Origin of the sequence: Pleomorphochaeta sp. DL1XJH-081 (assembly GCF_049310885.1) — a bacterium.
GTDB lineage: Bacteria > Spirochaetota > Spirochaetia > Sphaerochaetales > Sphaerochaetaceae > CAYZJV01.
Window position 1 is genome coordinate 121,340 of the sequence record NZ_JBMDYO010000006.1, and the last position, 25,245, is coordinate 146,584.

At 47.8% G+C, this 25,245-nt stretch carries 18 protein-coding genes; 6 read left to right on the forward strand and 12 right to left on the reverse strand.

Annotated features, from left to right (window positions below):
- Positions 1-33: 33 nt before the first annotated feature.
- The 10 genes from ygeW to ygfK form a co-directional block, all read right to left on the reverse strand.
- Positions 34-1,233 carry a knotted carbamoyltransferase YgeW gene (gene ygeW / locus ACODJP_RS10865; protein WP_422481395.1) on the reverse strand — a complete coding sequence of 400 codons (1,200 nt, stop codon included), beginning with the start codon at positions 1,231-1,233 and terminating at the stop codon, positions 34-36.
- Positions 1,234-1,410: 177 nt separating this feature from the next.
- Positions 1,411-4,290: a molybdopterin-dependent oxidoreductase Mo/Fe-S-binding subunit gene (locus ACODJP_RS10870; RefSeq protein WP_422481397.1), complete on the reverse strand. Its 2,880-nt coding sequence runs from the start codon at positions 4,288-4,290 to the stop codon at positions 1,411-1,413.
- A complete protein-coding gene (locus tag ACODJP_RS10875) occupies positions 4,287-5,132 on the reverse strand; it encodes an FAD binding domain-containing protein (protein WP_422481399.1) in 846 nt (281 codons plus the stop codon). Before ACODJP_RS10875 ends, ACODJP_RS10870 begins: the two co-directional genes overlap by 4 nt.
- On the reverse strand, positions 5,129-6,517 hold the full coding sequence (locus ACODJP_RS10880) for an 8-oxoguanine deaminase (protein WP_422481401.1): 1,389 nt from the start codon (positions 6,515-6,517) through the stop codon (positions 5,129-5,131). The genes ACODJP_RS10875 and ACODJP_RS10880 overlap by 4 nt, the downstream gene beginning before the upstream one ends.
- An 8-nt stretch (positions 6,518-6,525) precedes the next feature.
- Positions 6,526-7,395, reverse strand: a complete 870-nt coding sequence (locus ACODJP_RS10885; protein WP_422481403.1) for an FAD binding domain-containing protein — start codon at positions 7,393-7,395, stop codon at positions 6,526-6,528.
- A complete protein-coding gene (locus ACODJP_RS10890; RefSeq protein WP_422481405.1) occupies positions 7,389-7,865 on the reverse strand; it encodes a (2Fe-2S)-binding protein in 477 nt (158 codons plus the stop codon). Before ACODJP_RS10890 ends, ACODJP_RS10885 begins: the two co-directional genes overlap by 7 nt.
- Complete coding sequence (locus ACODJP_RS10895) at positions 7,862-10,000, reverse strand: xanthine dehydrogenase family protein molybdopterin-binding subunit (protein ID WP_422481407.1); 2,139 nt, start codon at positions 9,998-10,000, stop codon at positions 7,862-7,864. The genes ACODJP_RS10890 and ACODJP_RS10895 overlap by 4 nt, the downstream gene beginning before the upstream one ends.
- Before the next feature lie 172 nt (positions 10,001-10,172).
- Positions 10,173-11,450, reverse strand: a complete 1,278-nt coding sequence (locus ACODJP_RS10900) for a YgeY family selenium metabolism-linked hydrolase (protein ID WP_422481409.1) — start codon at positions 11,448-11,450, stop codon at positions 10,173-10,175.
- A gap of 9 nt (positions 11,451-11,459) precedes the next feature.
- Entirely contained in the window at positions 11,460-12,797 is a 1,338-nt protein-coding gene (gene ssnA / locus ACODJP_RS10905) for a putative aminohydrolase SsnA (protein ID WP_422481411.1), read from the reverse strand.
- A gap of 14 nt (positions 12,798-12,811) precedes the next feature.
- Complete coding sequence (gene ygfK, locus ACODJP_RS10910) at positions 12,812-16,054, reverse strand: putative selenate reductase subunit YgfK (RefSeq protein ID WP_422481413.1); 3,243 nt, start codon at positions 16,052-16,054, stop codon at positions 12,812-12,814.
- A gap of 310 nt (positions 16,055-16,364) precedes the next feature.
- On the opposite strand from ygfK, the gene ACODJP_RS10915 reads away from it, so the two are divergent.
- From ACODJP_RS10915 to ACODJP_RS10925, 3 genes are all read left to right on the forward strand, one after another.
- On the forward strand, positions 16,365-17,840 hold the full coding sequence (locus ACODJP_RS10915) for a pyridoxal-phosphate dependent enzyme (protein WP_422481415.1): 1,476 nt from the start codon (positions 16,365-16,367) through the stop codon (positions 17,838-17,840).
- A gap of 68 nt (positions 17,841-17,908) precedes the next feature.
- Positions 17,909-19,132: a threonine synthase gene (locus ACODJP_RS10920; RefSeq protein WP_422481417.1), complete on the forward strand. Its 1,224-nt coding sequence runs from the start codon at positions 17,909-17,911 to the stop codon at positions 19,130-19,132.
- Between the two features lie 110 nt (positions 19,133-19,242).
- Positions 19,243-19,716 (forward strand): hypothetical protein, encoded by a 474-nt coding sequence (locus tag ACODJP_RS10925; protein WP_422481419.1) that lies wholly within the window; start codon positions 19,243-19,245, stop codon positions 19,714-19,716.
- On the opposite strand, the gene ACODJP_RS10930 is transcribed toward ACODJP_RS10925, so the two are convergent.
- Positions 19,713-20,060 carry a hypothetical protein gene (locus ACODJP_RS10930; protein WP_422481421.1) on the reverse strand — a complete coding sequence of 116 codons (348 nt, stop codon included), beginning with the start codon at positions 20,058-20,060 and terminating at the stop codon, positions 19,713-19,715. The genes ACODJP_RS10925 and ACODJP_RS10930 overlap by 4 nt on opposite strands.
- A gap of 64 nt (positions 20,061-20,124) precedes the next feature.
- A complete protein-coding gene (locus ACODJP_RS10935) occupies positions 20,125-20,652 on the reverse strand; it encodes an isochorismatase family protein (protein WP_422481423.1) in 528 nt (175 codons plus the stop codon).
- A gap of 393 nt (positions 20,653-21,045) precedes the next feature.
- On the opposite strand from ACODJP_RS10935, the gene chvE reads away from it, so the two are divergent.
- From chvE to mmsB, 3 genes are all read left to right on the forward strand, one after another.
- On the forward strand, positions 21,046-22,125 hold the full coding sequence (chvE, locus tag ACODJP_RS10940) for a multiple monosaccharide ABC transporter substrate-binding protein (protein ID WP_422481425.1): 1,080 nt from the start codon (positions 21,046-21,048) through the stop codon (positions 22,123-22,125).
- A 101-nt stretch (positions 22,126-22,226) separates the two neighbouring features.
- Complete coding sequence (gene mmsA / locus ACODJP_RS10945) at positions 22,227-23,765, forward strand: multiple monosaccharide ABC transporter ATP-binding protein (RefSeq protein WP_422481427.1); 1,539 nt, start codon at positions 22,227-22,229, stop codon at positions 23,763-23,765.
- 4 nt (positions 23,766-23,769) lie between these two features.
- A complete protein-coding gene (gene mmsB / locus ACODJP_RS10950; protein ID WP_422481429.1) occupies positions 23,770-24,942 on the forward strand; it encodes a multiple monosaccharide ABC transporter permease in 1,173 nt (390 codons plus the stop codon).
- Positions 24,943-25,245 lie beyond the last annotated feature (303 nt).

Genomic DNA, 25,245 nt, shown 5'->3' on the forward strand with positions numbered 1-25,245 from the left:
TACCGATACATCCTTTTATGGAATTATTACATATTATTTGATCCGATTAGTCTCAGCATCTACCAGCTCTGCCAGCTTTGCTGCAGGGTTATTAAACTTTGCCAGGAAAATCATAGCTGCGATGATATAGGGTTTGAATGAAGCCTCTTTATAGAGAGGAACCCGATAACGATCGAATACCGACGCCTCTACTTCACCCTCTTTGCAGCTGACACCAGTGATATCGGCTGGGAGACAGTGCATATACAGAGCCTTGCCATCTTTTGTCTTTGCCATGAGCTCTTCAGTACATTCCCAATCCTTGAAATTAGCATTATTAACGAGACAGCGCTTCTCAAGATCCTTCAATTCGTCGAATTTGCCTTCTCCGACCAACTGGGTTCTCTCTTCCATGACTGCAAACGGTGCCCAACTCTTGGGATACACGATATCGGCATCTTGGAAAGCCTCTTCCATACTGTTCACTCGCTTGTAGCTACCGCCGCTCTTCTTTGCATTCTCTTGTGCGATTTCTTCAACTTCACTCATTACATTGTAGCCTTCGGGATGAGCAAGCACGACATCCATTCCGAATCTCGTGAACAAGCCGATGATTCCCTGGGGAACAGAGAGTGGCTTTCCATACGAGGGGCTGTATGCCCAAGTCATGGCAACCTTCTTTCCTTTGAGGTTCTCTACACCACCGAAGTGATTTATAACATGGAGCATATCAGCCATCGACTGGGTCGGGTGGTCGATATCGCACTGGAGGTTTACCAGAGTCGGGCGCTGTTCAAGTACGCCGTCTTCATAACCCTCCTGGACTGCATCTGCCACCTCTTTCATGTAGGTGTGGCCTTTACCAATATACATGTCATCACGGATTCCAATGACATCAGCCATGAAGGAGACCATGTTTGCAGTCTCGCGTACGGTTTCTCCATGAGCAATCTGGCTTGTCTTCTCATCAAGATCTTGGACTTCCAAGCCAAGCATATTACAGGCACTGGCGAAACTGAACCGGGTTCGGGTAGAGTTGTCTCTGAAGATAGAGATACCCAATCCGCTGTCGAACACCTTGCTTGAGATGTTCTGCTCGCGCATGGCGCGAAGGATCTCGGCGACTGCGAAAGTAGCGGCGACCTCATCATCGCTCTCTTTCCAGGTGTGGAAGAAATCGTTGAGGTACATGTTCTGGGTTTTCAACCCCTTAAGCTCCTCAATCATTTTCTTGATCGTGGCTGTGTCTTTCATAAAAACCTCCGTATGGCTGTATGTCGGGAATATCAATCCAATTGTTGGCAAGTATACCATGGCCTAAACGAGCTGTCCAGATATTTTGTTGCAGTTTGTTGCAAATTACTTATAGAACGGGACTCCCTTCTAAAGAGAGCCCCGGCGTCCAATGAAATGTAGTAAATGTATGTCTGGTTATGAAATCTTACCCAGTTCTCGAAGAATCTTTTCCGGAGTAAATGGCCAGGAACGGATCCATACACCGACTGCATCGTAAATAGCATTCGCGATTGCTGGAGCTGCTCCGTTGGTAGCGATCTCGCTTATCGATTTTGCTCCATACGGTCCGAATTCATCATCCTCATCAATCAACACTGCTTTAAATTCCTCTGGCAGTTCGCTGGTCATGGGAACACCATAGGTAGTGAAATTGGCTGCTTTGCAGACACCTTCGCTATCGAGCACCATGTCCTCATATAATGAATGTCCGATCGATTTGAACGCAGCTCCATACATTTGACAAAGGGCTAATTCAGGATTGATTGGTGTTCCTGCATCCTGAAGAGCATAGAATTTCTGAACCTTCACTTGTCCGGTCTTCACATTCACAGCGACCTGGGCAAAATGGGCTCCATAGGGAATGGCAGCATTGTTGGTCACAAATGAACCGTAACCTACCAACTGTCCTCTACCAACTCCGGTCAGCGCATCATGGCTAAGGGTAGCATAAGAGAGATGTTTTCCACTCTTCTTGGATACGATTTTACCGGGAGCCTGCAGCTCGAGATTCGAAACGTCCTCATCCATTTGCAAAGCCGCCTCCGCCAATACCTTCTTTTTCAAATCCTGTGCAGCCTTGAGAGTCGCGTTACCGGAGAAATAGGTTCCACTGGAAGCATATGCACCGGTATCAAACATCGTATTGTCGGTATCACCTGAGAGAATGGAGACCTTGTCCATTGGCACACACAAGACTTCGCTGACACATTTGACACTAATGGTATCCAGACCTGTACCCAAGTCGCTTCCACCACTATGCACCATGAACGTACCATCGGTATTCATCACTACATCGCAAGTCGAGTGATCCAGTCCGGGCAATCCCGAACCCTGTTGGATCATGGCAAAACCCTTCCCGATCTTCCAATCGGGATCCGCTGAGGTCTCTTCCCTACCCCAGCCGATCATCTCGGCTCCCTGGTCAAGGGATTTACGGAGTCCACAGCTACCGACTGGAACTACTGTCCCCTCTCGACCTTCTCCAAGACTCTTAAGGATCTCCAACATGAAACCTCGTTCAACATGATTCTTTCGGGCGAACTCAAGCGCATCGATACCAAGGGCATCAGCCATCTCTGACATTGCAGTCATCAAGGCATAGGAGCCTTTCGGAGCTCCGTATCCCTGGTATGCCCCTGTGGGAGGAATATTCGTGTAATAGGTTGTGACATCGAACTTCATATTCGGACAGCTGAGTAAGGGCAGTGTCTTGGAACACGCATTCATGGGAACAGTGAGACAATGGTTTCCGTATGGTCCAGTATTCGCACGGACATCCATGTATACGGCACTTAATGTGCCATCTTTCTTTGCGCCCATTTTTACCGTTACCCGCATGGGATGTCGGGTACTATTGGCGATGAACTCCTCTTCTCGTGTATTACGATAGAGTATAGGACGTCGGGTCAACCATGTCGCATAACCGGCAACATCTTCGACAAGGATATCCTGCTTTGAGCCATAGCCTCCACCGACCTTCTCTTTTACTACATGGATCTTATTCTCGTCGATTCCACAGACTTTCGCTACAATCCTGCGAAGGTGGAACGGCACCTGTGTCGATGCATGTATTACCAGCCGATCATTGTCGATCTTGGAGTATACGATATGGGGTTCCAATGGAGTACACTGGATTTGTGAACTCTGGTAGGTCCTTTCAATCACCACATCGGACTCTTCGAACCCCTTGTCCACATTACCGATCGCTCCATGGGCAGCAGCAGCCACGTTGTGCCGGTTGTCGGCATGCAGAGGGAATGGATAGATTACCTTCCCCTCCCTTGGATCGACACCTTTATTGTATTCATCGAGATTATCGGGGGCTCCACTGAGGTACTCGGCAGCACCATTTTGGACTATAGGAGCATCAGGAGCCATAGCTTCTTCAACGGTGAAAATCGGCTTCAACACCTCATACTCCACCTTGATCTTGGAACGCGCGGCTATAGCCTGTTCCTCGGTCTCGGCAACGATGGCAGCTACACGGTCACCCACATGACGGACTTTCCAGTTGAACAGTCTCCTGTCGTAGGGTGAAGGTTCGGGATTACCCTGTCCTGCCGACATATAGAATACATCGGGACAGTTATCAGCAGTTATGATCGATACAACACCGGGCATTGCTTCAGCCTCAGAGGTATCAATCTTGGTGATGAAAGCATGAGCGTAGGGACTGCGGAGCATTACCATGGTACAGGCTCCCGGTTCCACTCTATCCTCAACAAAGGACTTCCATCCCGCCACAAGCTGGCGACCATCGATTTTTGGTTTCACTTTACCGACATACGAGAGATTATCGCGGAACTCAGGAGCAATCTTGCTCTCATAGGAACCTTTCTCCATCCTCTCGCTTGCTAATTTCACCGCTAGGAAATAGTGTTCGTATCCCGTATCTCGTACAAAAATACCACTAAGGACGTCCTTAACCTCTTCACGACTTGGTTTTGGATTGTGTTCAAGCAACCAGGTTAATAAGAGGGCGGCTGCCGGCGCGTTGTAGGCTGATTGCACGATTCCTGCATCGATCATAGCCTCCTGTACGATAGACAACTGAGCTCCATGCGCCAATGAATCAGACGTGCGGATCTCGACACCCTCCATCTCTGCGGCGAGAAGGAGATTAGCATAGACGGGAACGTCATCGACGAGAACTGTATCGCTCCCTGCGAAGCCTTCCCTGTCGTCACTATCACGTACTGCGAAATGGCCAAGGCTCACTAACATGCTTCTCAAAGTCTCCCCTGGAGCCACTTGTGTTGAGACTGGCCTACCATCTATAGTGCATCGTACGATCATTGGGCACCTCCTTTGCTCTTCTTTCCGAGGCATACCCGGTATAGTTCAGAAACCGCGGTCCCAAGCAGATAACGCTTATAGGTTGCGGATCCAGTAATATCATCGACAAATGCGATATCGTTGCCCGCTTGAGTTGCGGCATCTTCCGGAGTCTCGAACTGTCCATTGGAAACTCCCTCTTCAACTTGTATGAGACGCGTTATCCCACTTCCCTTTACTGCTGCACAAATTCGTACATCGTGTGGTGCTCCACTAGAAAGGTCAGCACCAAAAGAGACGGTTACGGCGGCGGGGCTCTGTGCGGTTCTTGAGAATCTGTCAGATGCAACGAATCGGTTGACTTTGTTCAAAACGATTTTAAGTATAAGACTTCCTGTAAAATGCTCACGGAATGCGTGGTATTCACGAATTGGCACATCCTCTTCATTATATTTACCTTCATGGGTAATATCCCCAAGAACCAATCGTGCTTTCGCCGCAATTAAAGTCGGCAAGAGATAGGAATCATCCCTACTGAGGGTTACATTACCGCCAATGGTGGCCATATTTCGGCGTGTGCGCGATGCACAGAATCGGAGAGCCTCCTTGAAATAAGCGGGAACGACGTCGCTCTCCAAAGCCTGTTGGAATGTCACCATGGAACCAATCGAGACGACACCGTTGGACTCTTCGATACGATCGAGACCTAATTTCTTCAAAGAAACAACTCGACTACAGGTAATTGATGAGCCTAGCCTATTAAGTTCTGTTCCGCCTGCAAGGAATACCGTTCCCTCACCAGCCTTTTGTATTGCTTCCAATGCCTCTTTGGGCGATTTGGCTTGAATGAATTCAGTAATCATGCCTCCTCCTTGCGCTCGGCCTTTGCGAGCATGCGCTTACTTATTCCGTTGGCCTTTACCACCAACTCCTCTTCATCGATACCGACTAAGCGACGGTTATCCACAACTACCTTCCCATGGACTATGGTGTAATCGGTAGTGTGATCATCGCCACAAAACAACAATGCTGCAACTGGATCAGAAAGTGAGCCTGCATAAGGTAATGTATGTACATTGAAGATCGCGGCATCGGCTGCCCAACCCTCTTCCAGTTTACCGACATTGGAAAAATTCAACATATTCGCACCATTCTCGCTTGCCATGGCGAAAGCCTGCCTCGCAGTTAATGCAGCCGCTCCTTTCTCCACTCGCTGTAGCAAGAGAGCATTTCTTACCTCTCCAAGCATATCGGAAGAGTCGTTCGAGGCTGATCCATCGACCGCAATCCCTACATTTATTCCCATTCCCAGCATCTCCTGGACCCTACAGATACCGCTTCCCAACCGCATGTTAGAGGAGGGACAATGGGCTATGTGGGCTCCGGTCTCGGCTAATATACGCAACTCGTCATCGTTAAAATGGATACCGTGGGCGTAGAAGACATCGGGACCGATCAATTCACACTCTTGCATAAGAGCTACAGGGCGCTTACCGTACATTTCTATGCAGAAGTCATTCTCATCTCTAGTCTCTGCCAAGTGGGTATGTAATCTTACCCCATGGGCTCTAGCCAGTCGTGCACTATCTCGCATCAGTTCCTTGGTTACACTGAATGGACTACACGGTGCCAATACAATTTTATGCATAGCCATTGGAGAACTGTCATGGTATCGGGTAATCACCCGCTCACTATCGGCAAGAATCTCGTCAGCTGTCTGCACAACGGAATCGGGGGGCAAACCTCCATCCTTCTGGCTTAAGGACATGGATCCTCTGGTAGGACTGAATCGCATACCGAGTGTATCGGCTGCTTCAAACTGGATACCCATGAGATCACCCTCGAACCCACGTGGATAGAGGTAGTGGTGATCTGTCGTAGTGGTACATCCGGTTTTCAATAGTTCTCCCATCGCCAGCAGAGATGAGTAGTAGACACCGTCGGCATCGATATGTTTCCAGACGTTGTACAAAAAACGTAACCAATCGAATAGTTCGGCGTCCTGAACAGCCGGGTGATTCCTGGTGAGTGTCTGATAGAAATGATGGTGGGTATTTACTAATCCGGGAATAACCACATGCTTGGAACAATCGATCACCCTAGCGCCTTGTGGAATGTCCAATCCTCCCTGAGGCGCTATCTTTTCGACTATGCCGCCCGAGATGAGCATATCGGCTCCTGAAAGAGTTGGTTTGGCAGGGTCGGTCATAAGGCAAAATATCTGTTTCAACACAATCTGGTCGTGCATGAATCCTCCTATTCGATAATCGTCCGATCGGGCATCTTGGAAACCTCAGTCAAGAAATAGGCTAACATCCTTCGTGTGGAAGAACGACGATACTGTGGCATAGCATGAGGTGAAAGGATACTATCGTATGCATCGAGTATAGACTCCAACTTTGCTTCCAGTTCATCTACATGTGTGCCGATCACCATCTCTTCGACTTTCCTGCTCCGTGCGACCTTTGGACCTGAGGCACCGTTCGCACAGCGGAAATCGATAATATTCCCCTTTTCATCGACAGTCAGTGCTGCACTCATACTGAGTTTACTAATAGCATTCGCTCGTCTGGTACCGATTTTCCTATACCAGAGGTAACAAAATGGTTGTTTGGGTGTGGGAATAATAATTCGATATAAAAGTTCGTCATCTTGCAACGCGGTCTTCTTAGGCCCAGTTATGAATTCATCAAGCAGCATCTGGCGGCTACCGGTAGCGCTGACCAATTCGACTTTAGCATCTAACATGATTAGGGGAACGGGCAGATCTCCCTTCGGAGATGCATTGCACACATTGCCTCCAATCGTGGCTAGATTTCTCAAAGACTGTGCTCCCATCAGACTTGCTGCCTTGCGGACCTGATAAGGAAGGAGTTCAGAACTTTCCAGTTCATGACAGGTGCTCCCGCTAAGGATACTCACCTGTCCATCCTCGGCGAAAATTCCCTTTAGCTCATCAAGTTGGGTAACAATCATCACCGGCCAAGGAAACGTTGGTACGATACCTGTTCCCCGCCTATGAACTACCATGAGGTCAGTTCCCCCTGCGATTGGGCGGGCTCCCGTCTCCTTCCTTATCCTCAATGCCTCTGCAAGATCTTTCGGAATATAACAGGTCTCTACCATAAGCCTTTCCCCCGCTTCGCAGCCAGCTTAACGCTTTCCACGATCAGATCGTACCCAGTGCATCTGCACAGGTTTCCTGAAATTCCCAGCCTAATGTCATCATCGGTTGGTTGGGGATTGGAAGCAAGAAGGCTCTCCGCCGCAATAACCATTCCAGGTATGCAGAAACCGCATTGAACTGCTCCACCATCGGCAAAAGCCTCTATGATGGTCTTTCCACGCAAAGTCTCCCGCAATCCCTCTATGGTCATAATCTCACAACCCTGGACAGCTCCCATAGGAACCATACAGGTGGTTATGATCTTGCCATCCTTCAATACCGAACAGGCGCCACACTCACCCTCTCCACATGCCTCTTTCGTACCGAAAAGATCGAAATCCTCCCGTAGTACATCTAGCAGTCTCTTCAGTGGATCACAGGTGATGGAGACCTCTTCTCCATTCAATATAAATCGTATTTCTCTTGTCATGCCATCAGCTCCGTAATAGTTTCGGGGGGGATAGGAATCGAGTCGATATCGAGATCGATTGCCCGTGATACAGCATCCACGAATGCTGCGGAAGCTCCATTGAAGACCAATTCTCCCATGCCTTTGGCACCAGAAGGGCCATATGGATAGGGATTTTCCACCAAAGCCCAACTCTGGCCGGGGAAGTCCATACTCGTGGGAATGATATAATCGGATAATCCAATCTGTTTAAAACCTTTCTTCGGATGGAAATCGAGTTTCTCCATTGCGGCATACCCGAGACTTTGGATAATCCCACCATTGATCTGTCCTTGCACCACCAGTTCATCGATCGGTACGCCGATATCATGACTGGACCAGATGCCTTTTGTGACCACCTCTCTTGTCAGGGGATCAACTTCTACTTCGACAGCACAAATACCCCAACCATAGGCAATATAGGCATCTCCCTGGAATGTGTTCTGATTCCATGGGTGCCCCTCGGGATGTTGATATTCATCTTCTGTGAAGAAATCCTCTTGTTCGCTCCAATGTTCTTTCATCTTTTGGGCAGCTCTTTCGAGGATCTTACCTACGATCATAGTAGAACGGCTTGCAACTGTAGGACCACTATCGGCTACCTGGGAGGTATCGGGATTTGGATAAAGGACCTTGGATGGATCAATCTCCAAGGTATCGGCGACTATTTTGGTAAATGCGGTCTGCAAGCCCTGTCCCATCTCTGTGCTACCAATGAGAATCTCGACCATACCGTCTGCCCTCTTGTGCAGTCGGGCTTTTGCCTTGATGATCATCTGCTCACCATTTCCAGTGAATGCTCCTCCATGGTTGTAGAATGCTAGGCCGATCCCCTTTCCACTTCCTCTTTTAAAGGAGGATGCTTTTCGATCGTAATCGCTGGCCTTCTTTACCTGATCGAGCATCTCGGGAAGGACTACTTGTTCGAAAATATGTCCATTGGTTACTGTAGGGTCTCCCTTCTTGAGAAAATAGCGCTCTTTGAGCACAAGAGGATCAAGTCCCATTTCTCTGGCAAGATGGCACATATGGGTCTCTATAGCAAAGAGAGTCTGGGGAGCTCCGAAACCACGGAACGCATCGCTGGGGAAGGTATTTGTAGCTACAGCCCTACCTCGTACCCGCGAAACGGGAATATTGTAGACACCAGTAGCATGGAAGACGCCCCGTTGGAGAACAACGTAGGAACAGCTTTCATAACCGCCGGCATTGTAGACAACATCGATGTCCATCCCGAGGATATTTCCATCTTTATCGAGTGCGGTCTTGAATCGAGTCCTACTCGGATGCCGTTTTACACTATACGCACCATCCTCATGCCTATCGAATATCAACTGGATAGGTCTCTTGACGATATTAGCGGCTACAAGGAGTGGTCCTGCAAGTACATCGGGGAAGTGTTCCTTTCCTCCGAAAGCTCCACCGGTGGTGGTTTGTCGTACGATGACATCTTCATAGGGTCTACCCAGAAGACCTGCAATCGATTTGCGTACATAGAATGGGCATTGGGCGCTAGCGTAGATGACGAATTTATCGCCATCTGGCATAGCCAATGCTGCATTCGTCTCTAGGTGGACATGTTCTTGCCAACCGGTAACTATCTCATCTTCGACCACACGGTCGGCTTGTTCCCATACTAAATCGATCTCACCCTTATGTATGGTGAAGTCACAAAAGAGATTATTGTCACCGACAAACGCACCGCCTTTACAGGCCAGTCCTTCTTCAATGGTTACAGCCGCCTCGCCTTCATCATAGGTAATCTCAACAGCCTCCAACAGATCTGCAAGAACAGTTCTATCTGGCCCTACCAAAAGCCCTATGGTCTCACCTACATAGCGGACATCCTGTTCTGCGAAACAACGATAGTCGCTCTTGATCATCACCAACTCATTCTTTCCCCCTTCGGGAATGTCCTTATAGGTGATGAAGTGGTAACCCTCTGGTAACTGCGGAAGGGATATGTTCTTTATGGTTCCCCGGGGAATTCCGGAGCGTACCATCCGTGCATGCAACATGCCTTCGAAATGGATATCGGACAGGTACCTCTCCGCTCCAGAAGCCTTGGCCAAGGCATCCGTTCTGCGGATTGGAGTTCCGATCGGTTTTTTCGCCATCAGCGATCCTCCTGATCGTTCTTCATATTCGCCGGGGCTGTACCCCGTGGAGCCTCTCCTGGAGAAGTCCCGTCCATGATGGGAGAGGTGATCATGGCAGGAGCCGGACCCGGGAGCTTGAGGTCTCCCAGATCCGGAATGCTTTTAGTATACCGTGATAGTAGGAGCGTTTCTAGTTCTTCTGCTCCAGACTATAGGGCAACATAGCATAAAAAGCTGCGCAAATTTCGAGATCGTCGATCCTGTTGATCTCATTGGGTGCGTGGGCTTGAGCCTCATCGCCAGGACCAAAACCGATCGCGGGAATCTTATGTCTACCGGTCGTGGCAACACAGTTCGTACTGAAGGTCCACTTGTCAACGATGGGTTCCTTGTCGAACAATGACTTATGGGCTTCCACACCTGCTTGTACCAAATAGTGGTCTTCATCGATTTTCCAAGTGGGGAAATAGAGTTCCTGGTGGTAATCCTTTTGTGTCCAACCGAGCTTCTCATAGATTGGCATCTCCACCTTAATATCCTTGGGATCGTCTCCGGTTGCTTTTGCGATATAATCACGGACTTGGCCAATTGCCAGATCGGCATCTTCGCCCCATGTGAGACGTCGGTCGAGATAGAGCATTGCATAGTCTGCAACCGCACACTGTGAAGGACCGCGAACATCCATCTGAGAGACTGTTATAGTACCTTTTCCGAGGAAATTTTCCTCATCCGGCTGAAGGTCCTGGTTCAGCTGCTCAATAGCCAACGCAGCCCTAGACGCCTTATAGGCGGCACTGACACCACGTTCGGGAGCACTTCCATGACAACTGATACCCTTAAGGAATACACGGATTTCCATCCTACCACGGTGTCCGCGATACAGACGGCAGCTGGTGGGTTCTGTCGAGACTACAAGATCCGGTTTGAACTTTTCTTCTTCGATAAGGTACTTCCAACACATGCCGTCACAGTCCTCTTCCATTACGGTAAAGGTAAAGTAGACACTGTAGTCGCCACCATAACCGAGTTCCTTGAGGATCCTTCCGGCGGTGATCATAGAGGCTGCTCCACCCTTCTGGTCAGAAGTACCACGACCGAAAACCTTCCCATCCTTGATCTCTCCACTGAATGGATCAAAATTCCAGTTGTCGAGGTTTCCTACTTCGACAGTGTCGATATGTGCATCGAAAGCCAACTCTTTCGGTCCATACCCTACACGGCCGATCACGCTACCCAATCCATCGATACGGACTTCATCGAATCCTGCCTCTTTGCACAGTTCGACGATCAGACGACAGACATCCTCTTCCTTACTGCTATAGGATTTAACCTTAACCATCTTGGAAAGGTTCTCTGCCGTGTACTGGCGATATTCCGCCGCTTTCTTCCTAATGTCTTCTTGAATACCCATTGCTTGCTCCTTGGCTTTCCTTATCTCCCTAATCACGGGAGTCAGTATGTAATTCATCCGATCGAATTATGGTGTGATCGTATCCACCTTCTTCCAAACCCGCTTGGCTACTTCCGCTGCCTTTGCGTAAATCTCCTTTACATCGAATCCGAAAGAGCGGTTTTCCATAACCATCTTTCCCTCAACCATGACCGATTCAACAGCATTGCTGCTCATTCCCCAAACGATATGACCAGCTGCATTGTCAGCTACCAATGGTGTCGGGTTGTTATAGTCCAGAATAGTGAGATCGGCCTTGTAACCGACTTCGATCCGACCGAACCGTTCGCCGAAGTACCGCTCCAATAGCGCATTTCCCCGACCGAGGACATTGGCGAAATCTCCTGGCCACCATGGACCACCGTCATCTTTATGCTTGAAGAATGCGATCTTAATCTCCTCGAACATGTTTCCACCACAACCATCGGTTCCCAAGACAAGATTGTCCACCGACCTGAGGCGATTGCAATAACCTACATGGTTGTTCATATTGCTTCTCGGATTGTGGGCAAGATAACTCTTGCGTTCGTTGATGAGCTCGATTTCGCGCTCATTGAGCCATAGTCCATGCACCAAGAGGGAGTTATCGCTAAGAAGACCGAAATCGTCTAATCTTTTCACGATATCCTTGTGGTAGGTATGGTGGGAATGCACCACATCGTACTTATCCTCCGCTACATGCAGGTGGATACCACGCCCCGTCTCATCACAGGCCTGCTTCATCAATTCCAGCCCCTCATTAGGAATGGTGAATGGAGCATGTCCTCCAATCATAGCCTCAACAAGTGGCTTCTTTCCGGCTTTTCGTTGGGAATCGACCTGTTTGGCGAATGAGATATTCTCCTTGACTCCTGATCTGACTTCGTCCATACCGTTATTGCGATCGGTGACTTCATAACAGGTTGCCCCGCGTACACCCACCTCTTGCATACCTTTTGCTATGACATCCAACGATCCCTCTATAAAAGAAGGACTGGCATGATGATCTATACAGGTAGTGGTACCTGCCGCAATGGCATCAATGGAGCAGATGAGACTGGAATAATAAAGAGCCTCTTCATCAAGTGCCCTATCGAGTCTCCACCACCACTCCTTTAGAATCTGAATGAAGTCCTCTTGAGCTCCTGCCTGGACCAACATACCACGGGACAAACCACTATAATAATGATGGTGAGAACAGACCATTCCAGGAATGATCGTCTTGCCTGAAGCATCGATCACCTTAGCCCCGGCATACTGAGAACCAGCATTCTTTCCAACCGCCACAATACTATCATTGTTTACCACGACATCGACATTCTCCTGAACGGAGAAGGGAGCCATGGTTTGCATGACACGTGCATGGGTAAATACAGTTACAGCCATATGCATGTCGCTCCTTATTCTCCCACCGTACCGAGCAGGTACGCATGGTTCACAATTATTTCCTCAATGATCGAGGAGACTTCTTCCGGTAGATCTCCATCCAACGTACCATCGGAGAGGATCGTATGCTTGCTCGTATCACCATCGATCCGTACGACAACCGCACCGTTCTCCGAGTAGAATCCGGTATTCTCCGAATTCTCGAAATCGTCACTTCGGCTAAAGACCGTAAGTTTGTCCAAGTAGGGAGCTCCCTCCCATGGACAGAATGTCGCGCAGTTTCCACATTCATTACAGAAAGCATCAAGGTGGACAATCTGGTACGGATGCTCGAACAGGTCATTCCTGAATCGCATATCTATAGCTACATTAGCCCGGTTTGGACAAACTTCGACACACTTGTTACAAATATAGGAACACTCGAGACAACGGGAAGCCTCTCGCTCAGCGAATGCTTTGATAGGGCTCCCGAGTGATGCTGCGCTAACATATTTTCCTTTCTTAGCCCGAATTTCGCTAAAGAATGCATCCTCTTCAGCTTCAATACCGTCGATTTCCTCGTCGGTAAGTTCATCGTCATCATCATCATCTGCAGAACAACAGCAGTCATCGCCATCATGGTCATGATCATGACCACAGGAACAACCATCCTCATCGTGATGGTGCTCGTGTCCATCATCCTCCATAGAACCAAGTACAGCATCTATTGCGGCTTCGACAGCCTTTCTGGCCGAAGCGATACAACGGACTACCGTTGAGGGTCCACTTTGTGCATCACCAAGGACGTATACACCGGAAACAGAGGTCTCCAATGTAGCGGCATCGGTGGCAGGCCATCCCTTCGCATCAAGGGGAACACCAAACCATGACAACTTCTCGCCGTCGACTTTCTCACCTATAGCGGTGATCAATGTATCGGCATCTATACTCAGGGTTTCATCGGTCGGAACCGGTCTTCTCCTTCCAGATGAATCGGGTTCTCCCAACTCCATTTTCCTACAAACAAGCTTTCCATCATCACCATATGACTCGGGGTTGGTCAAGAAGAGGAACTCGACCCCTTCATCGACAGCATTGTCGAATTCCTCAAGATCGGCTGGCATCTCTTTCTTGGTTCTCCGATAGAGAACAGAAACTTTCTTCACACCCTCTACCCTGGTTGCTGCCCGAGCACTATCCATTGCAGTGTTTCCGCCACCTACGACTACTACATGCTTACCCAATGAGAGGGAAGATGGATCTTTTCTGAAGGCATTGAGGAATTCCAATGATGGCCGGATCCTACTACGATCTCCACGCAAAGGGATCTCGTTATCGACTTCAGCTCCTATCGCATAGAACAGATGTTCGAATCCGTTTCCATGCAGAGCATCGACTGTGACAAGGGAGCTTTCGACGCCGAATTTAAACGCGACGCCATGCTTGGCAATGAAATCGATATCGGCCTGGAGAGCACTTTCCGGGAAACGGAAGCCTGGTATAACATTGCGGGTAACACCGCCTGCGTTCGCCTCACGCTCGAAGACAGTAACCGCAAACCCAGCCCTAGCCAAGAAGTAGGCTGCTGAGAGTCCTGCGGGACCTGCTCCAATAACAGCGGCCTTCACGGTAGCGCCTTCAGGCTTTTCCCATCGTTTAATATATTCGGCGAACCCCTGTTCCGCTGCAATCTTCTTCATCTCCCGGATCTGGACAGTTCCCTCGTAGTCGAGTCGTGTGCAATGGTACTGGCACTGGTGGTCACAAATATAACCGGTAAGATTCGGTAGTGCATTGGTATCGTAGATAACCTCAAGGGCATCCGCATATCGTCCCTTACCGACGAGGTAGATATAGTCGGGAACATTCTGATGGATGGGACAAGCCTGTACACAGGGAGCCACATAACAATCGGTCAAGGGCAGCTTACCCGGTACGCTCACGTTATCGGTTCCACGGAAATCCTTCTCTACACTTGAACGTTTTCTGGCATCTGATGCCAAGTTCTCGAGTTTTGCTACATCGATCTTCTTTGCATCCCAAGTATGGCTATCTTTCTCAAGGATCTCGACCATTTGTTTCATTCGCACATATCCACCGGGCTTGAGCATATCGGTAGCTAGCGTTATGGGTCGGATTCCAGTCTCGAAAATATCGAGTGCGGTCATGGCGTTCGCACCACCACTATACGAAATGGGCAAAGCTCCGTCAAATTCCTTAGATAACAAGGCACCTACGCCGGTACTGATCGGCAGGAGCGTCCTTCCAGACATGTACATCTCATCTCCGGGAAGTACGCCCTGGTCATTGACCGAACCGAGAGTGTTTGTCAGCTTCACGCCGAAGCCCAATTGCTGTTTCTTGGCCAAGTCGACTAATCGATGCAACATGGCAACAGCATCCGAATATTGCAGATCATGGTCGAAAGATTCGCGGTTAAGGGAAATATAATCGTACCCCAGATCGTCCAAGATTGCCCTTACCGTATCGAATCCCAACAGTGTGGGGTTTAGTTTTACGAATGTGTTCAACTTTTTCTCAGTAAGCATATAAGTACAGATAGCTTCGATTTCCTGGGGAGGACAACCGTGCATGGTACTGATAGTTAACGATGGACTGATATTCGGGGAGATGCTTTCGGGCAGGGAGACTAATTTTTTCTCCAACCCTTCCCATACGGTCCCTTCGAGGAAAGCACCTTCAGCAAGCATAGCCTTGAGCGATTCTATGCAGGAATTGAATACCTCGGACTTACGCGCATCTATCATAGAATCGATAAATGTCTGCATTTTAGGTGTCTTAATTCCAGCAAGATCGTATCCAACACTCATATTGAAGATAAAGGAGGGCTTATCCACGACCTTCTTCTCAATCAATGATTCGATTAAGTGGAGAAGAATCCAAGCCTTCACATACTCTTCATGGGCTTTAGGAAGGGTATACTCGGTTGACCATTCCACATTATACCCTTCGTCCCTCGCATCGATACAGGGCTTCTCTATTTCCAGGGTGTCCATCTTCTGTACCGTCTTGAGTTCCATGAAACGGCCACCAACGAGGTAGCTCGCCACGATATTCTGGGCAAGTTGTGTATGCGGACCTGCGGCAGGTCCTAACGGGGTTGCACACTTCTGGCCAAAGACGGTAATACCTTTGGTTGGGTCGGGCTTGCAGAATTGGTCTTCCTTGATTCCGAAGATTGATTCGCTTTGACGATATTCGGAAAAAATCCTGTTGATAAGTTCCTCGAATGGAACGGGACGCATGATATCTCCCATATTGGTAACAGCTCCTTGGGATAGGTTTCTGGGGAGCAAAAGCTCCACGATTCATTGTAAAGGAGATTCACCAGAAGTCAATCATTTTTGCAACATTTTGCAACAAATTTTACAGTTTCAGGTACCTAATCCGCTATTTCCTTCCTTATGTTCGAGTTGAAAAACTGACTCTCGGAATTAGGGAAAGCGCAATTTAATTGCCATTTTTATCGCAAAGATAAATTAAAAAATTATATATTTACATTTTCATGAAACCCGTGCTAGTGTAGATACAACTGACCCCAATAAGAAAAACCATGGAGGTTTCATTGTGTATAATTTGATAAATCTCAAGATGAACAAAGAGATCCGCGCCAAGAATATCGAGCGCTGTCGCGAACAAGGCATTGTCCTTCCGACCTTCAAGCAGATGGTCGATCCTACCAAAACTCCCGAATCCATCAAGAAGGCTCTTAGTGGTATGGGTCTATGGGATGTCCACTCAGAGAATCTTTTCCGCATCAACTGGAAAAACGAGGGAGTAGAAAAAGGTGGCTCATTTGGCGACGTCAACTATATTGAAGTACCCAAAGCTATCACCGGTACAAAAGCCAGGATCATGGCTTTGGTTGGAAAGTGGTTCCCAACCGGTGTCCATAAGGTCGGAGCGACTTATTCATGCCTTGCACCGGCATTGGTGACCGGTAACTTCGACGCAGTGAACCAGCAGGCTGTGTGGCCTTCTACCGGTAACTATTGCCGTGGTGGAGCCTATAACAGTGCTCTCCTTGGTTGTGAGTCCATTGCCATCCTTCCTGAGGAAATGAGTCAGGAGCGGTTCAATTGGCTCAAATCCATAGCAGGAGAGATCATCGCGACTCCTGGTTGTGAATCGAATGTAAAGGAGATTTTTGACAAGTGCCATGAGTTGAATGACACCAGAGGAAATTCCATTGTCATCTTCAACCAGTTCGACCAGTTCGAGAACTACCTCTGGCACTATACCGTTACCGGTGCAGCCATGATCGAGGTATTTGAGAAGTTGGGCATCAAGGCAGAGAATGTCCGCGGTTACGTAGCGTCCACGGGTTCAGCAGGAACGCTTGCAGCGGGCGATCGACTCAAGAATGCATATCCCAATATCAAGATCGCAGCCGGCGAAGCTTTGCAGTGTCCAACCCTGCTCCGCAACGGATTTGGCGGCCATCGCATTGAAGGCATTGGGGACAAGCATGTTCCATGGATTCACAATGTTAAAAATACCGATATGATCATCGCATCCGATGATGAGGATTGTCTTGATGTTTACCGACTGTTCAACGAACCATCTGGTATCGAGTACCTCAAGGGTCTTGGACTGACCGAAAAAGAGATTGATGATCTTGCATTGTATGGTATCAGCGGTATTGGAAACGTTCTACAAGCAATCAAGATGGCCAAGTATTATGAGATGGACGAGGATGATGTCATCTTCACCGTTCTCACTGACAGTTCCGTCATGTATACGTCCCGTCTCGCTGAGCAGAAAGAGCAGAAAGGCGAATTTACTGCAATGGATGCCGCGAAGGTTCACGCTGCAAGTCTTCTCCATCAAGGAATCGATAATGTACAGGAACTCGGGTACTACGATCGTCTTCGCGTACACAATCTGAAGTACTATACTTGGGTCGAGCAGCAGGGTAAGACATATGAAGAGATCAATGCCCAATGGTACGATCGCAGCTACTGGAAGAATTTGCAGGAAATGGCTGACAAGATCGATGAGCTGATCATCGAGTTCAACAATGAAGTCGGGTTACTGAAGTAAGCACAATTACCATGCTACGCCGGGCCTACTACAGGTCCGGCGTTTTTTCTCGATAGGGAGGATATACCATGCGATTTTCTTATGTATGCAATGATTGCGGGAAACAGTTTGAGACTCATGAGGTTATGTATACATGCCCATCTTGTGCAGCAGAGACCACAAATCCCGGTGAGTTCAGAAAGGGAAACCTGATAGTGACCTATCATAAGGAAGATCTACAGAAGCTTACCGGAAAGAACGATTTGACTTTCTATGATTTCTTCCCCTATCCCGTCCCAGACAAAGACTGTTTCCCCATAGGAGAAACGCCTATTGCTCGTCCCAAAAGACTTTCTGACCGCTATGGTCTACCAAATCTCTCGATAAAACTTGATAGTGCCCTCCCCTCCGGATCGTTTAAGGATCGCGCTTCGCAATTGATTGCAGCACAGGCAATAGCACACGGAGAAAATAAGATAGCTCTTGCCTCCACAGGAAATGCCGGAGCTGCTATGAGTTGCGCTGGAGCTGCTTATGGACTTGAAATCGTGCTCTTCGTACCGGAGACAGCACCGGTGAACAAGCTCATGCAGAGCGTTCTCTACGGTGCGACTGTTGTTCCCGTGAAGGGCTCCTACGATGATGCATTTGCTCTCTCTATAGTCTACACCGATCGATTTGGTGGGATTAACCGGAATACTGCCTACAATCCCATGACGGTTGAAGGGAAAAAGAGTGTTTCGATTGAACTGTTTTTACAACTGGGACGGAAAGTTCCCGATATTGTATACGTACCTGTCGGTGATGGCTGCATCTACGCAGGCGTCTGCAAAGGATTCATGGACTTGCATGCCGCAGGGTTAATAGACAGAGTTCCCAAGGTGGTGTGTGTCCAATCTACCCAATCAAATGCGATATCGCAAGCATGGCAGACCCGCTCGTATGCTACAGTCGAGGCTACCACCCGTGCCGATTCCATCAGTGTCTCTTCTCCTGCGAATGGCCGTATGGCTGTACGGTACATCGATGAGACAGAAGCTTGGTCAACCGAGGTCACAGATGCAGAGATCCTTGACGCCCAGATGGAGCTTACCAAGGATGCAGGGATATTCGTTGAACCAGCAGCAGCCTGTGCATGGGCAGGATTGATCAAGGATAGGAATAAACTCCAACAGGAATTCGGTAAAGATGTTTCGGTCTGTGTTCTGCTCACGGGAACCGGTTTCAAAGATATGGCTGTATTCGATGGTCGTGTTACCCTACCCGATTCGATTGAGAATTCTGCTGAGGCAGTCGTCAAGCGCTTCTCATAGAAAGATTTTCGGATTACGGTCTGCATACGCAGGCCGGTTGTGTGTTTACCACTAACTCTCCTTGGTGTTATACTAGGACATCGCGTAAGCTAGCGAATAAGGAGTTTTCCATGGAGAACATCATTATCGGTGTGGCAATAGGATTTATTCCCATGCTGGTTGTACTGATCGTACAGTACACGAAACATAGTACCAAGGCCAAAGAACATAAACAGGAAATCGCTCGTCTCAAATCGATGCTTACCGATCGCATGGATCTTGAATCGGATGGACTATCCAAGCTTAAGGCGGAGATCGCCGAATTGAAGACACAAAACGAGAATCTTCGCATCAGTCTACGCACCTATTCACAGAAACCTGGAAGGAAAGAGGTCTCCCGATTGCATGTATATCAGCAAGCAGCCGACCGACTTACCATAAACAGTCCCGGATTCGGAGCGGCATGGCAAGCCGCACTAAAAGAGAGTGAGGATGAATTCGAAAAGACGTTCTATGGTGTACAACCCTTTATTAGGCGAGTAATTCCCTTAAAAACCTCAGATGCTAATGTTGTCGGTCGACTGGAGAAGGACGAAAGCAATTAGTCATCTTCATACAGTTCATTGATGACATCCCAAGCTCCAGCCTTACCGATTCTGAGTCCACAAAGTAACTCGTATTGGCTAAGCAACATACCGAGCTGGGTATTCACGACCTCCGATGGAGATTCGCTGTTTATCGCTACAAGTTCAGGAGCATCTTCGGGCAGTTGAACCAACCGATCATACTCGGCAAGTACATCTTTTTTCCTCCAGTAGATGAAATCATCTGGCTTGATTAGCATCAGAGGTTCGAAATAGCGTCTTCTGAGACTCTCAGCGGTAATTCGGATTTGCTCATCGGAGGCATCTTTGGGCAGTTGTTCGAATTGTTCTCTCGTGTAGTGCATATGGTCGCTCCTCTTGTTTCTTACTGCCTTTATGATAGCATAACAAAACCAGATGGATAACCGCCTATTTCACATAAGATACAAGCTCCCTTGATGTGATGAAGGTGACTTTGCCATTGAAGGGATCGTTCTTCACATATTCCGTACCATCCACCGAATGGATAAGATCGGTTATGGCATGAATCCTCTTTTTCGGAGCGTACTGCAGGAGATCGAGAATTGTCTGTTTTACACAGTAGTCACCTGCCAGACCAAGGACATATATCTCTTTGCCGTCAATCTTATCTATATTCTTTCCTTCGGAGAAGGCAGAAAACTCATCCTTTTCCAACTGTTCTCCTTTCAACAGAAGCAGATCTCCGGGCGAGACAGCAAGCTCAGCACCATGAGTATGGGCAACACAATGGGGAGGAAAAATAGAGAATGAGACATGGTTCTTCGGATGGTTGTCGGCAGTGAGGATAATCTGGTCAAAAAGAGGGCGAATAGCTTCTATAGCAGCCACATAGCTAGCGTCTGCCCTAGGAACTGCGAGCGAACCGCCTTGGAGGAAGTCGTATTGGACATCGACAATAACCAGTGTCCTTTCCATACCCTATACTATCGCCGAAAGCGTTCTATATGGCAAGCTCCATCCGATAGCTACAGTATTATTGTTTTATTTGGCAAAAATCAAAGGTAAACAAATCATAACCATTCTCGAGTTCCCTATAATGAATCCAGAACAATAAGGAAATTACGAAACTTTTACGAAACATACCTAAAAAACTAACAAATTTCTCAGGTTTCACTAACTCCTTCATTCTATTAGCATTAGTGAGAGAGAAGTACCGCTATGACAATCACGATCCCTACAAATTGATTAGCAAAATTTTCATTGACCGGAAGCAACACTGATGCTACCATTTTACTACAATATTCTTGTATCTTTCGGTCACACTAGCCTCGTAGAAGAGGCAAGCAAATATTAGGAAGGAGAAAGGAAATGAAGAAAACTGTGGCAATCATGGTAGTAGCTATGCTGCTCATCGCACTCGCTACACCCCTATTCGCACAAGGCGGAAAGGAAGATGGAAAAATGACCGTGGGAATCGCTATGCCGACCCAGTCATCACAACGTTGGATCCAAGACGGAAACAACATGAAGGACATCCTCGAATCCCGCGGATATGCAGTTGACCTGCAATACGCAGAGGATAATATCGACGCTCAGGTCAACCAGTTGGAAAACATGATTGTTAAGGGTGTCGACTGTCTGGTAATCGCATCTATCGATGGCGAATCTCTCACAAACGTTCTTGAAAAGGCTGCAGATGCCGACATTCCCGTCATTGCATACGATCGCCTTATCCGTAACAGCCCGCATGTAAGCTACTATGCTACGTTCGACAATTATCTTGTCGGTGTACAACAGGGTGGATATATCGTTGACGCATTGGATCTCGAATCCGGAGCAGGACCTTTCAATATTGAAATATTCGCAGGTTCTCCTGACGACAACAATGCCTACTTCTTCTTTAATGGAGCAATGGACCAGTTGAATCCCTACATTGATAATGGACAGCTCGTGGTCCGCAGCGGACAGACCGAATTCGACAGAGTCGCAACTCTTCGTTGGGATGGTGCAACTGCACAGCAAAGAATGGACAATATCATCACCGCCAATTACATCTCTGGACAGCGTGTGGATGCAGTCCTTTCCCCATATGATGGTATTTCAATTGGAATTCTTTCCGCCCTCAAGAGTGCCGGATACGGAACATCCAGCCGTCCTTTACCTATCGTAACTGGACAGGATGCAGAACTTCCTTCAGTTAAATCGATCCTTGCAGGCGAACAGACCCATACCGTATTTAAGGACACTCGTGTTCTCGCAGAGCGCGCAGCCAATATGGTCGATGCAGTTTTGCAGGGCAAAGAGGCTGAAGTCAACGACACCACCACATACGACAATGGGGTCAAGGTCGTTCCTTCATACTTGTGCGAACCAGTCTCAGTCGATATCACCAACTGGGAAGAGGCTCTCATCGATACAGGTTACTACACAGCCGACCAGCTGAAATAATTCTTGTATCCGACATACTAATTACTGTACGATTCCAAGGAGAGCAAGCGATCCTTGGAATCGTGTTATGCATAAGACCCTCTTTGACGGGAAGGAATGTAATGGCAGAAATTCATCTGGAAATGAGAAACATCACCAAGCGGTTCAGTGGCGTGACTGCGCTGGAAGAGGTAAATCTTTCGGTAAAGAATGGAGAAATCCACGCCCTAGTTGGTGAAAACGGCGCGGGAAAATCTACACTCATGAATATTCTCAGTGGTGTCTATCCACACGGCGAATATGAAGGACAGATTTTTCTCAATGGAGAAGAGTGTATCTTTCGTGATATTCGTGATAGTGAGCGGCTGGGGATTGTTATTATCCATCAAGAACTTGCCCTCATCCCCTATCTATCGATTGCAGAGAATATCTTCCTTGGAAATGAACAGGCATCCAAGAAAGTCATAGATTGGAACAAGACGGTATCGGAGGCTTCCAAGCACCTTAAGATCGTCGGGTTGGAGGATAATCCCACCTTGCCAATCACAGAGATCGGTGTCGGTAAACAGCAACTGGTAGAGATTGCAAAGGCGTTGGCGAAGGATGTGAAACTCCTGATTCTTGATGAACCAACAGCAGCGTTGAACGATACAGAGAGCAAGCAATTACTCAAGCTGTTGAAAGATTTGAAGAAAAAAGGTATCACCTCTATCCTGATCTCCCATAAACTCAACGAGGTTGAGAGTGTTGCAGATGCCATAACCGTTATTCGTGACGGCAAGGTGATCGAAACGATCGACGACCCAAACATGATTGACGAAGACAATATCATCAAAAGTATGGTCGGTAGACCGATTGTCGATCGTTTTCCCAAACGAGACACGAAACCTGGCAAAATCAAATTCGCTGTCGAAAATTGGAATGTGTATAATCCACAGAACCTGGAACAATTGTTTATAAAGGATGTTTCTTTCCATGTTAGAGAGGGCGAAGTGGTAGGTCTCGCAGGATTGATGGGTGCTGGACGTACTGAACTTGCGATGAGTTTGTTCGGAAAATCTTGGGGGAAAAAGCATCATGGAAAGATCAAACTTGATGACAAGGAGATCCACCTCAACACAGTCAATGATGCTATCGATCACAAAATTGCCTATATGACTGAAGATCGCAAGACATATGGTCTGGTACTCATAAACGATATCATGCGCAACGTATCGCTAGCCAGTTTGGACAAGGTTAGCAAGAATCTGGTCATAAATAATAATCAGGAAATTCTCAATGTAGAGAAAGCCCGCCAGGCCATGCATATCAAATGTAGTGGAATCAACCAAGTTGTGGAGAGCCTTTCGGGAGGGAACCAGCAGAAGGTTGTACTGAGCAAGTGGGTTCAAGCCGAGCCAGATGTCATGATGCTCGATGAACCAACCAGAGGTATCGATGTCGGAGCAAAATACGAAATCTACACTATTATCAACCGGTTAGCGTCCGAAGGGAAATCAATAGTGATGATCTCCTCTGAAATGCCGGAGTTGCTTGGTATGTGTGACCGCATCTACGTAGTCAATGAAGGGGCGATAGTTGGAGAACTGTCCAAGGAAGAAGCAACACAAGAATCGATCATGAAATGTATCATGACCGCACAGAAAAGGAAGAGGGCGTAATACAATGAGCACAATTAAAACCTATTTTAAAAATAATATCCGCCAGTATGGCATGGTAATCGCATTGGTTTTCATCATGGTTCTGTTCCAGATCCTCACTGGAGGAATCCTCTTCAAACCGATGAACATAACCAATCTTATACTGCAAAACAGTTATGTTCTCATTTTGGCAATTGGCATGTTGCTACCTATCATTACGGGTAATATCGATCTCTCGGTCGGTTCGGTAGCCGCTTTCGTTGGTGCCATTGCCGCTGTCATGATGGTGGACAATGGAATGCCTGTAGGATTAGCCATAGTCCTCTGTCTCTTGGTCGGATTGGCTGTTGGTTCTTTCCATGGCTTGTTCATTGCCTATTTCCGTATACCTCCATTCATCGTAACGCTTGCAGGTATGTTGATCTTTCGTGGACTTACGATGGTAATTCTCAAGGGACAAACCAAGGCACCATTCGAAAAATCTTTCCAAGCAATTGCTGCCGGATATCTTCCCGGTATGGATATTCGCGTAGGATCACTTAGTCTGTTGACTCTATTGATTGGCGTAGTAGTCTCAATCATCTTCGTCTTATTCCAACTCAACAATCGTAAGAATAAGAAGAAGTATGGATTCGATGTGCTTCCCCTCCCCTTCGAATTGGTGAAAAACCTCATTGTAGTAATCGGTATCAACCTCCTCACGGGAAGTCTTGCCGCTTATAATGGAATACCTCTTGTATTGGTTCTTCTTACCGTATTGGTTCTTGTCTATACATTCATTACTCAAAAGACGGTGCCAGGCCGTCACATCTATGCCTTGGGTGGAAATGAAAAAGCAGCAAAACTCTCTGGAGTAAAAACCCAACGTGTCATGTTCTGGGTTTATGCGAACATGGGTATGCTTGCAGCACTGGCTGGTATGGTCGTCGCAGGACGACTGAATGCCGCTACGCCAAAAGCAGGCACAAACTTTGAGCTCGATGCAATCGGAGCTTGTTTCATTGGTGGAGCTTCAGCATCTGGTGGTATCGGAACAGTCGTTGGCGCAATCGTCGGAGGTCTGGTAATGGGTGTCCTGAACAATGGTATGTCCATCATGGGTGTCAGTGTCGACTGGCAGCAGGCTATCAAGGGTATGGTTTTGTTGGCAGCGGTAAGCTTCGATGTCTACACAAAGACACGGGCAACCAGAGCCTAATGAATGGTATCGTTACCCCAGGGCAAGCCCTGGACCCAGGAGGCTTCGCCGCCTCTGCCGCCCCAAGGGACGGGGTATCTCCCCATACGTTTCCTGCTCTCACTCAGTAATGGACCAATTGTAATTGTTCCGCTACCCTCGTTTCGTTGGGAAATAATCCACACATAACTACCTAAATAAGGCACAGGGTGCATTGGCTACAAACCAAACCCTGTGCCCTTTTATTGGCTCAGTGAGTTTTTCTGGGGTTGGGGGGGAAGAGCAGGTGAAATAGATATGGAAATGGCAGGTCCAATCCTGTAG

Bases quoted from the DNA above. Each gene is read 5' to 3' on its own strand.
- ygeW (WP_422481395.1), bottom strand. From the start codon at position 1,233: ATGAAAGACACAGCCACGATCAAGAAAATGATTGAGGAGCTTAAGGGG.
- ACODJP_RS10870 (WP_422481397.1), bottom strand. From the start codon at position 4,290: ATGATCGTACGATGCACTATAGATGGTAGGCCAGTCTCAACACAAGTG.
- ACODJP_RS10875 (WP_422481399.1), bottom strand. From the start codon at position 5,132: ATGATTACTGAATTCATTCAAGCCAAATCGCCCAAAGAGGCATTGGAA.
- ACODJP_RS10880 (WP_422481401.1), bottom strand. From the start codon at position 6,517: ATGCACGACCAGATTGTGTTGAAACAGATATTTTGCCTTATGACCGAC.
- ACODJP_RS10885 (WP_422481403.1), bottom strand. From the start codon at position 7,395: ATGGTAGAGACCTGTTATATTCCGAAAGATCTTGCAGAGGCATTGAGG.
- ACODJP_RS10890 (WP_422481405.1), bottom strand. From the start codon at position 7,865: ATGACAAGAGAAATACGATTTATATTGAATGGAGAAGAGGTCTCCATC.
- ACODJP_RS10895 (WP_422481407.1), bottom strand. From the start codon at position 10,000: ATGGCGAAAAAACCGATCGGAACTCCAATCCGCAGAACGGATGCCTTG.
- ACODJP_RS10900 (WP_422481409.1), bottom strand. From the start codon at position 11,450: ATGAATTACATACTGACTCCCGTGATTAGGGAGATAAGGAAAGCCAAG.
- ssnA (WP_422481411.1), bottom strand. From the start codon at position 12,797: ATGGCTGTAACTGTATTTACCCATGCACGTGTCATGCAAACCATGGCT.
- ygfK (WP_422481413.1), bottom strand. From the start codon at position 16,054: ATGGGAGATATCATGCGTCCCGTTCCATTCGAGGAACTTATCAACAGG.
- ACODJP_RS10920 (WP_422481417.1), top strand. From the start codon at position 17,909: ATGCGATTTTCTTATGTATGCAATGATTGCGGGAAACAGTTTGAGACT.
- ACODJP_RS10925 (WP_422481419.1), top strand. From the start codon at position 19,243: ATGGAGAACATCATTATCGGTGTGGCAATAGGATTTATTCCCATGCTG.
- ACODJP_RS10930 (WP_422481421.1), bottom strand. From the start codon at position 20,060: ATGCACTACACGAGAGAACAATTCGAACAACTGCCCAAAGATGCCTCC.
- ACODJP_RS10935 (WP_422481423.1), bottom strand. From the start codon at position 20,652: ATGGAAAGGACACTGGTTATTGTCGATGTCCAATACGACTTCCTCCAA.
- chvE (WP_422481425.1), top strand. From the start codon at position 21,046: ATGAAGAAAACTGTGGCAATCATGGTAGTAGCTATGCTGCTCATCGCA.
- mmsA (WP_422481427.1), top strand. From the start codon at position 22,227: ATGGCAGAAATTCATCTGGAAATGAGAAACATCACCAAGCGGTTCAGT.
- mmsB (WP_422481429.1), top strand. From the start codon at position 23,770: ATGAGCACAATTAAAACCTATTTTAAAAATAATATCCGCCAGTATGGC.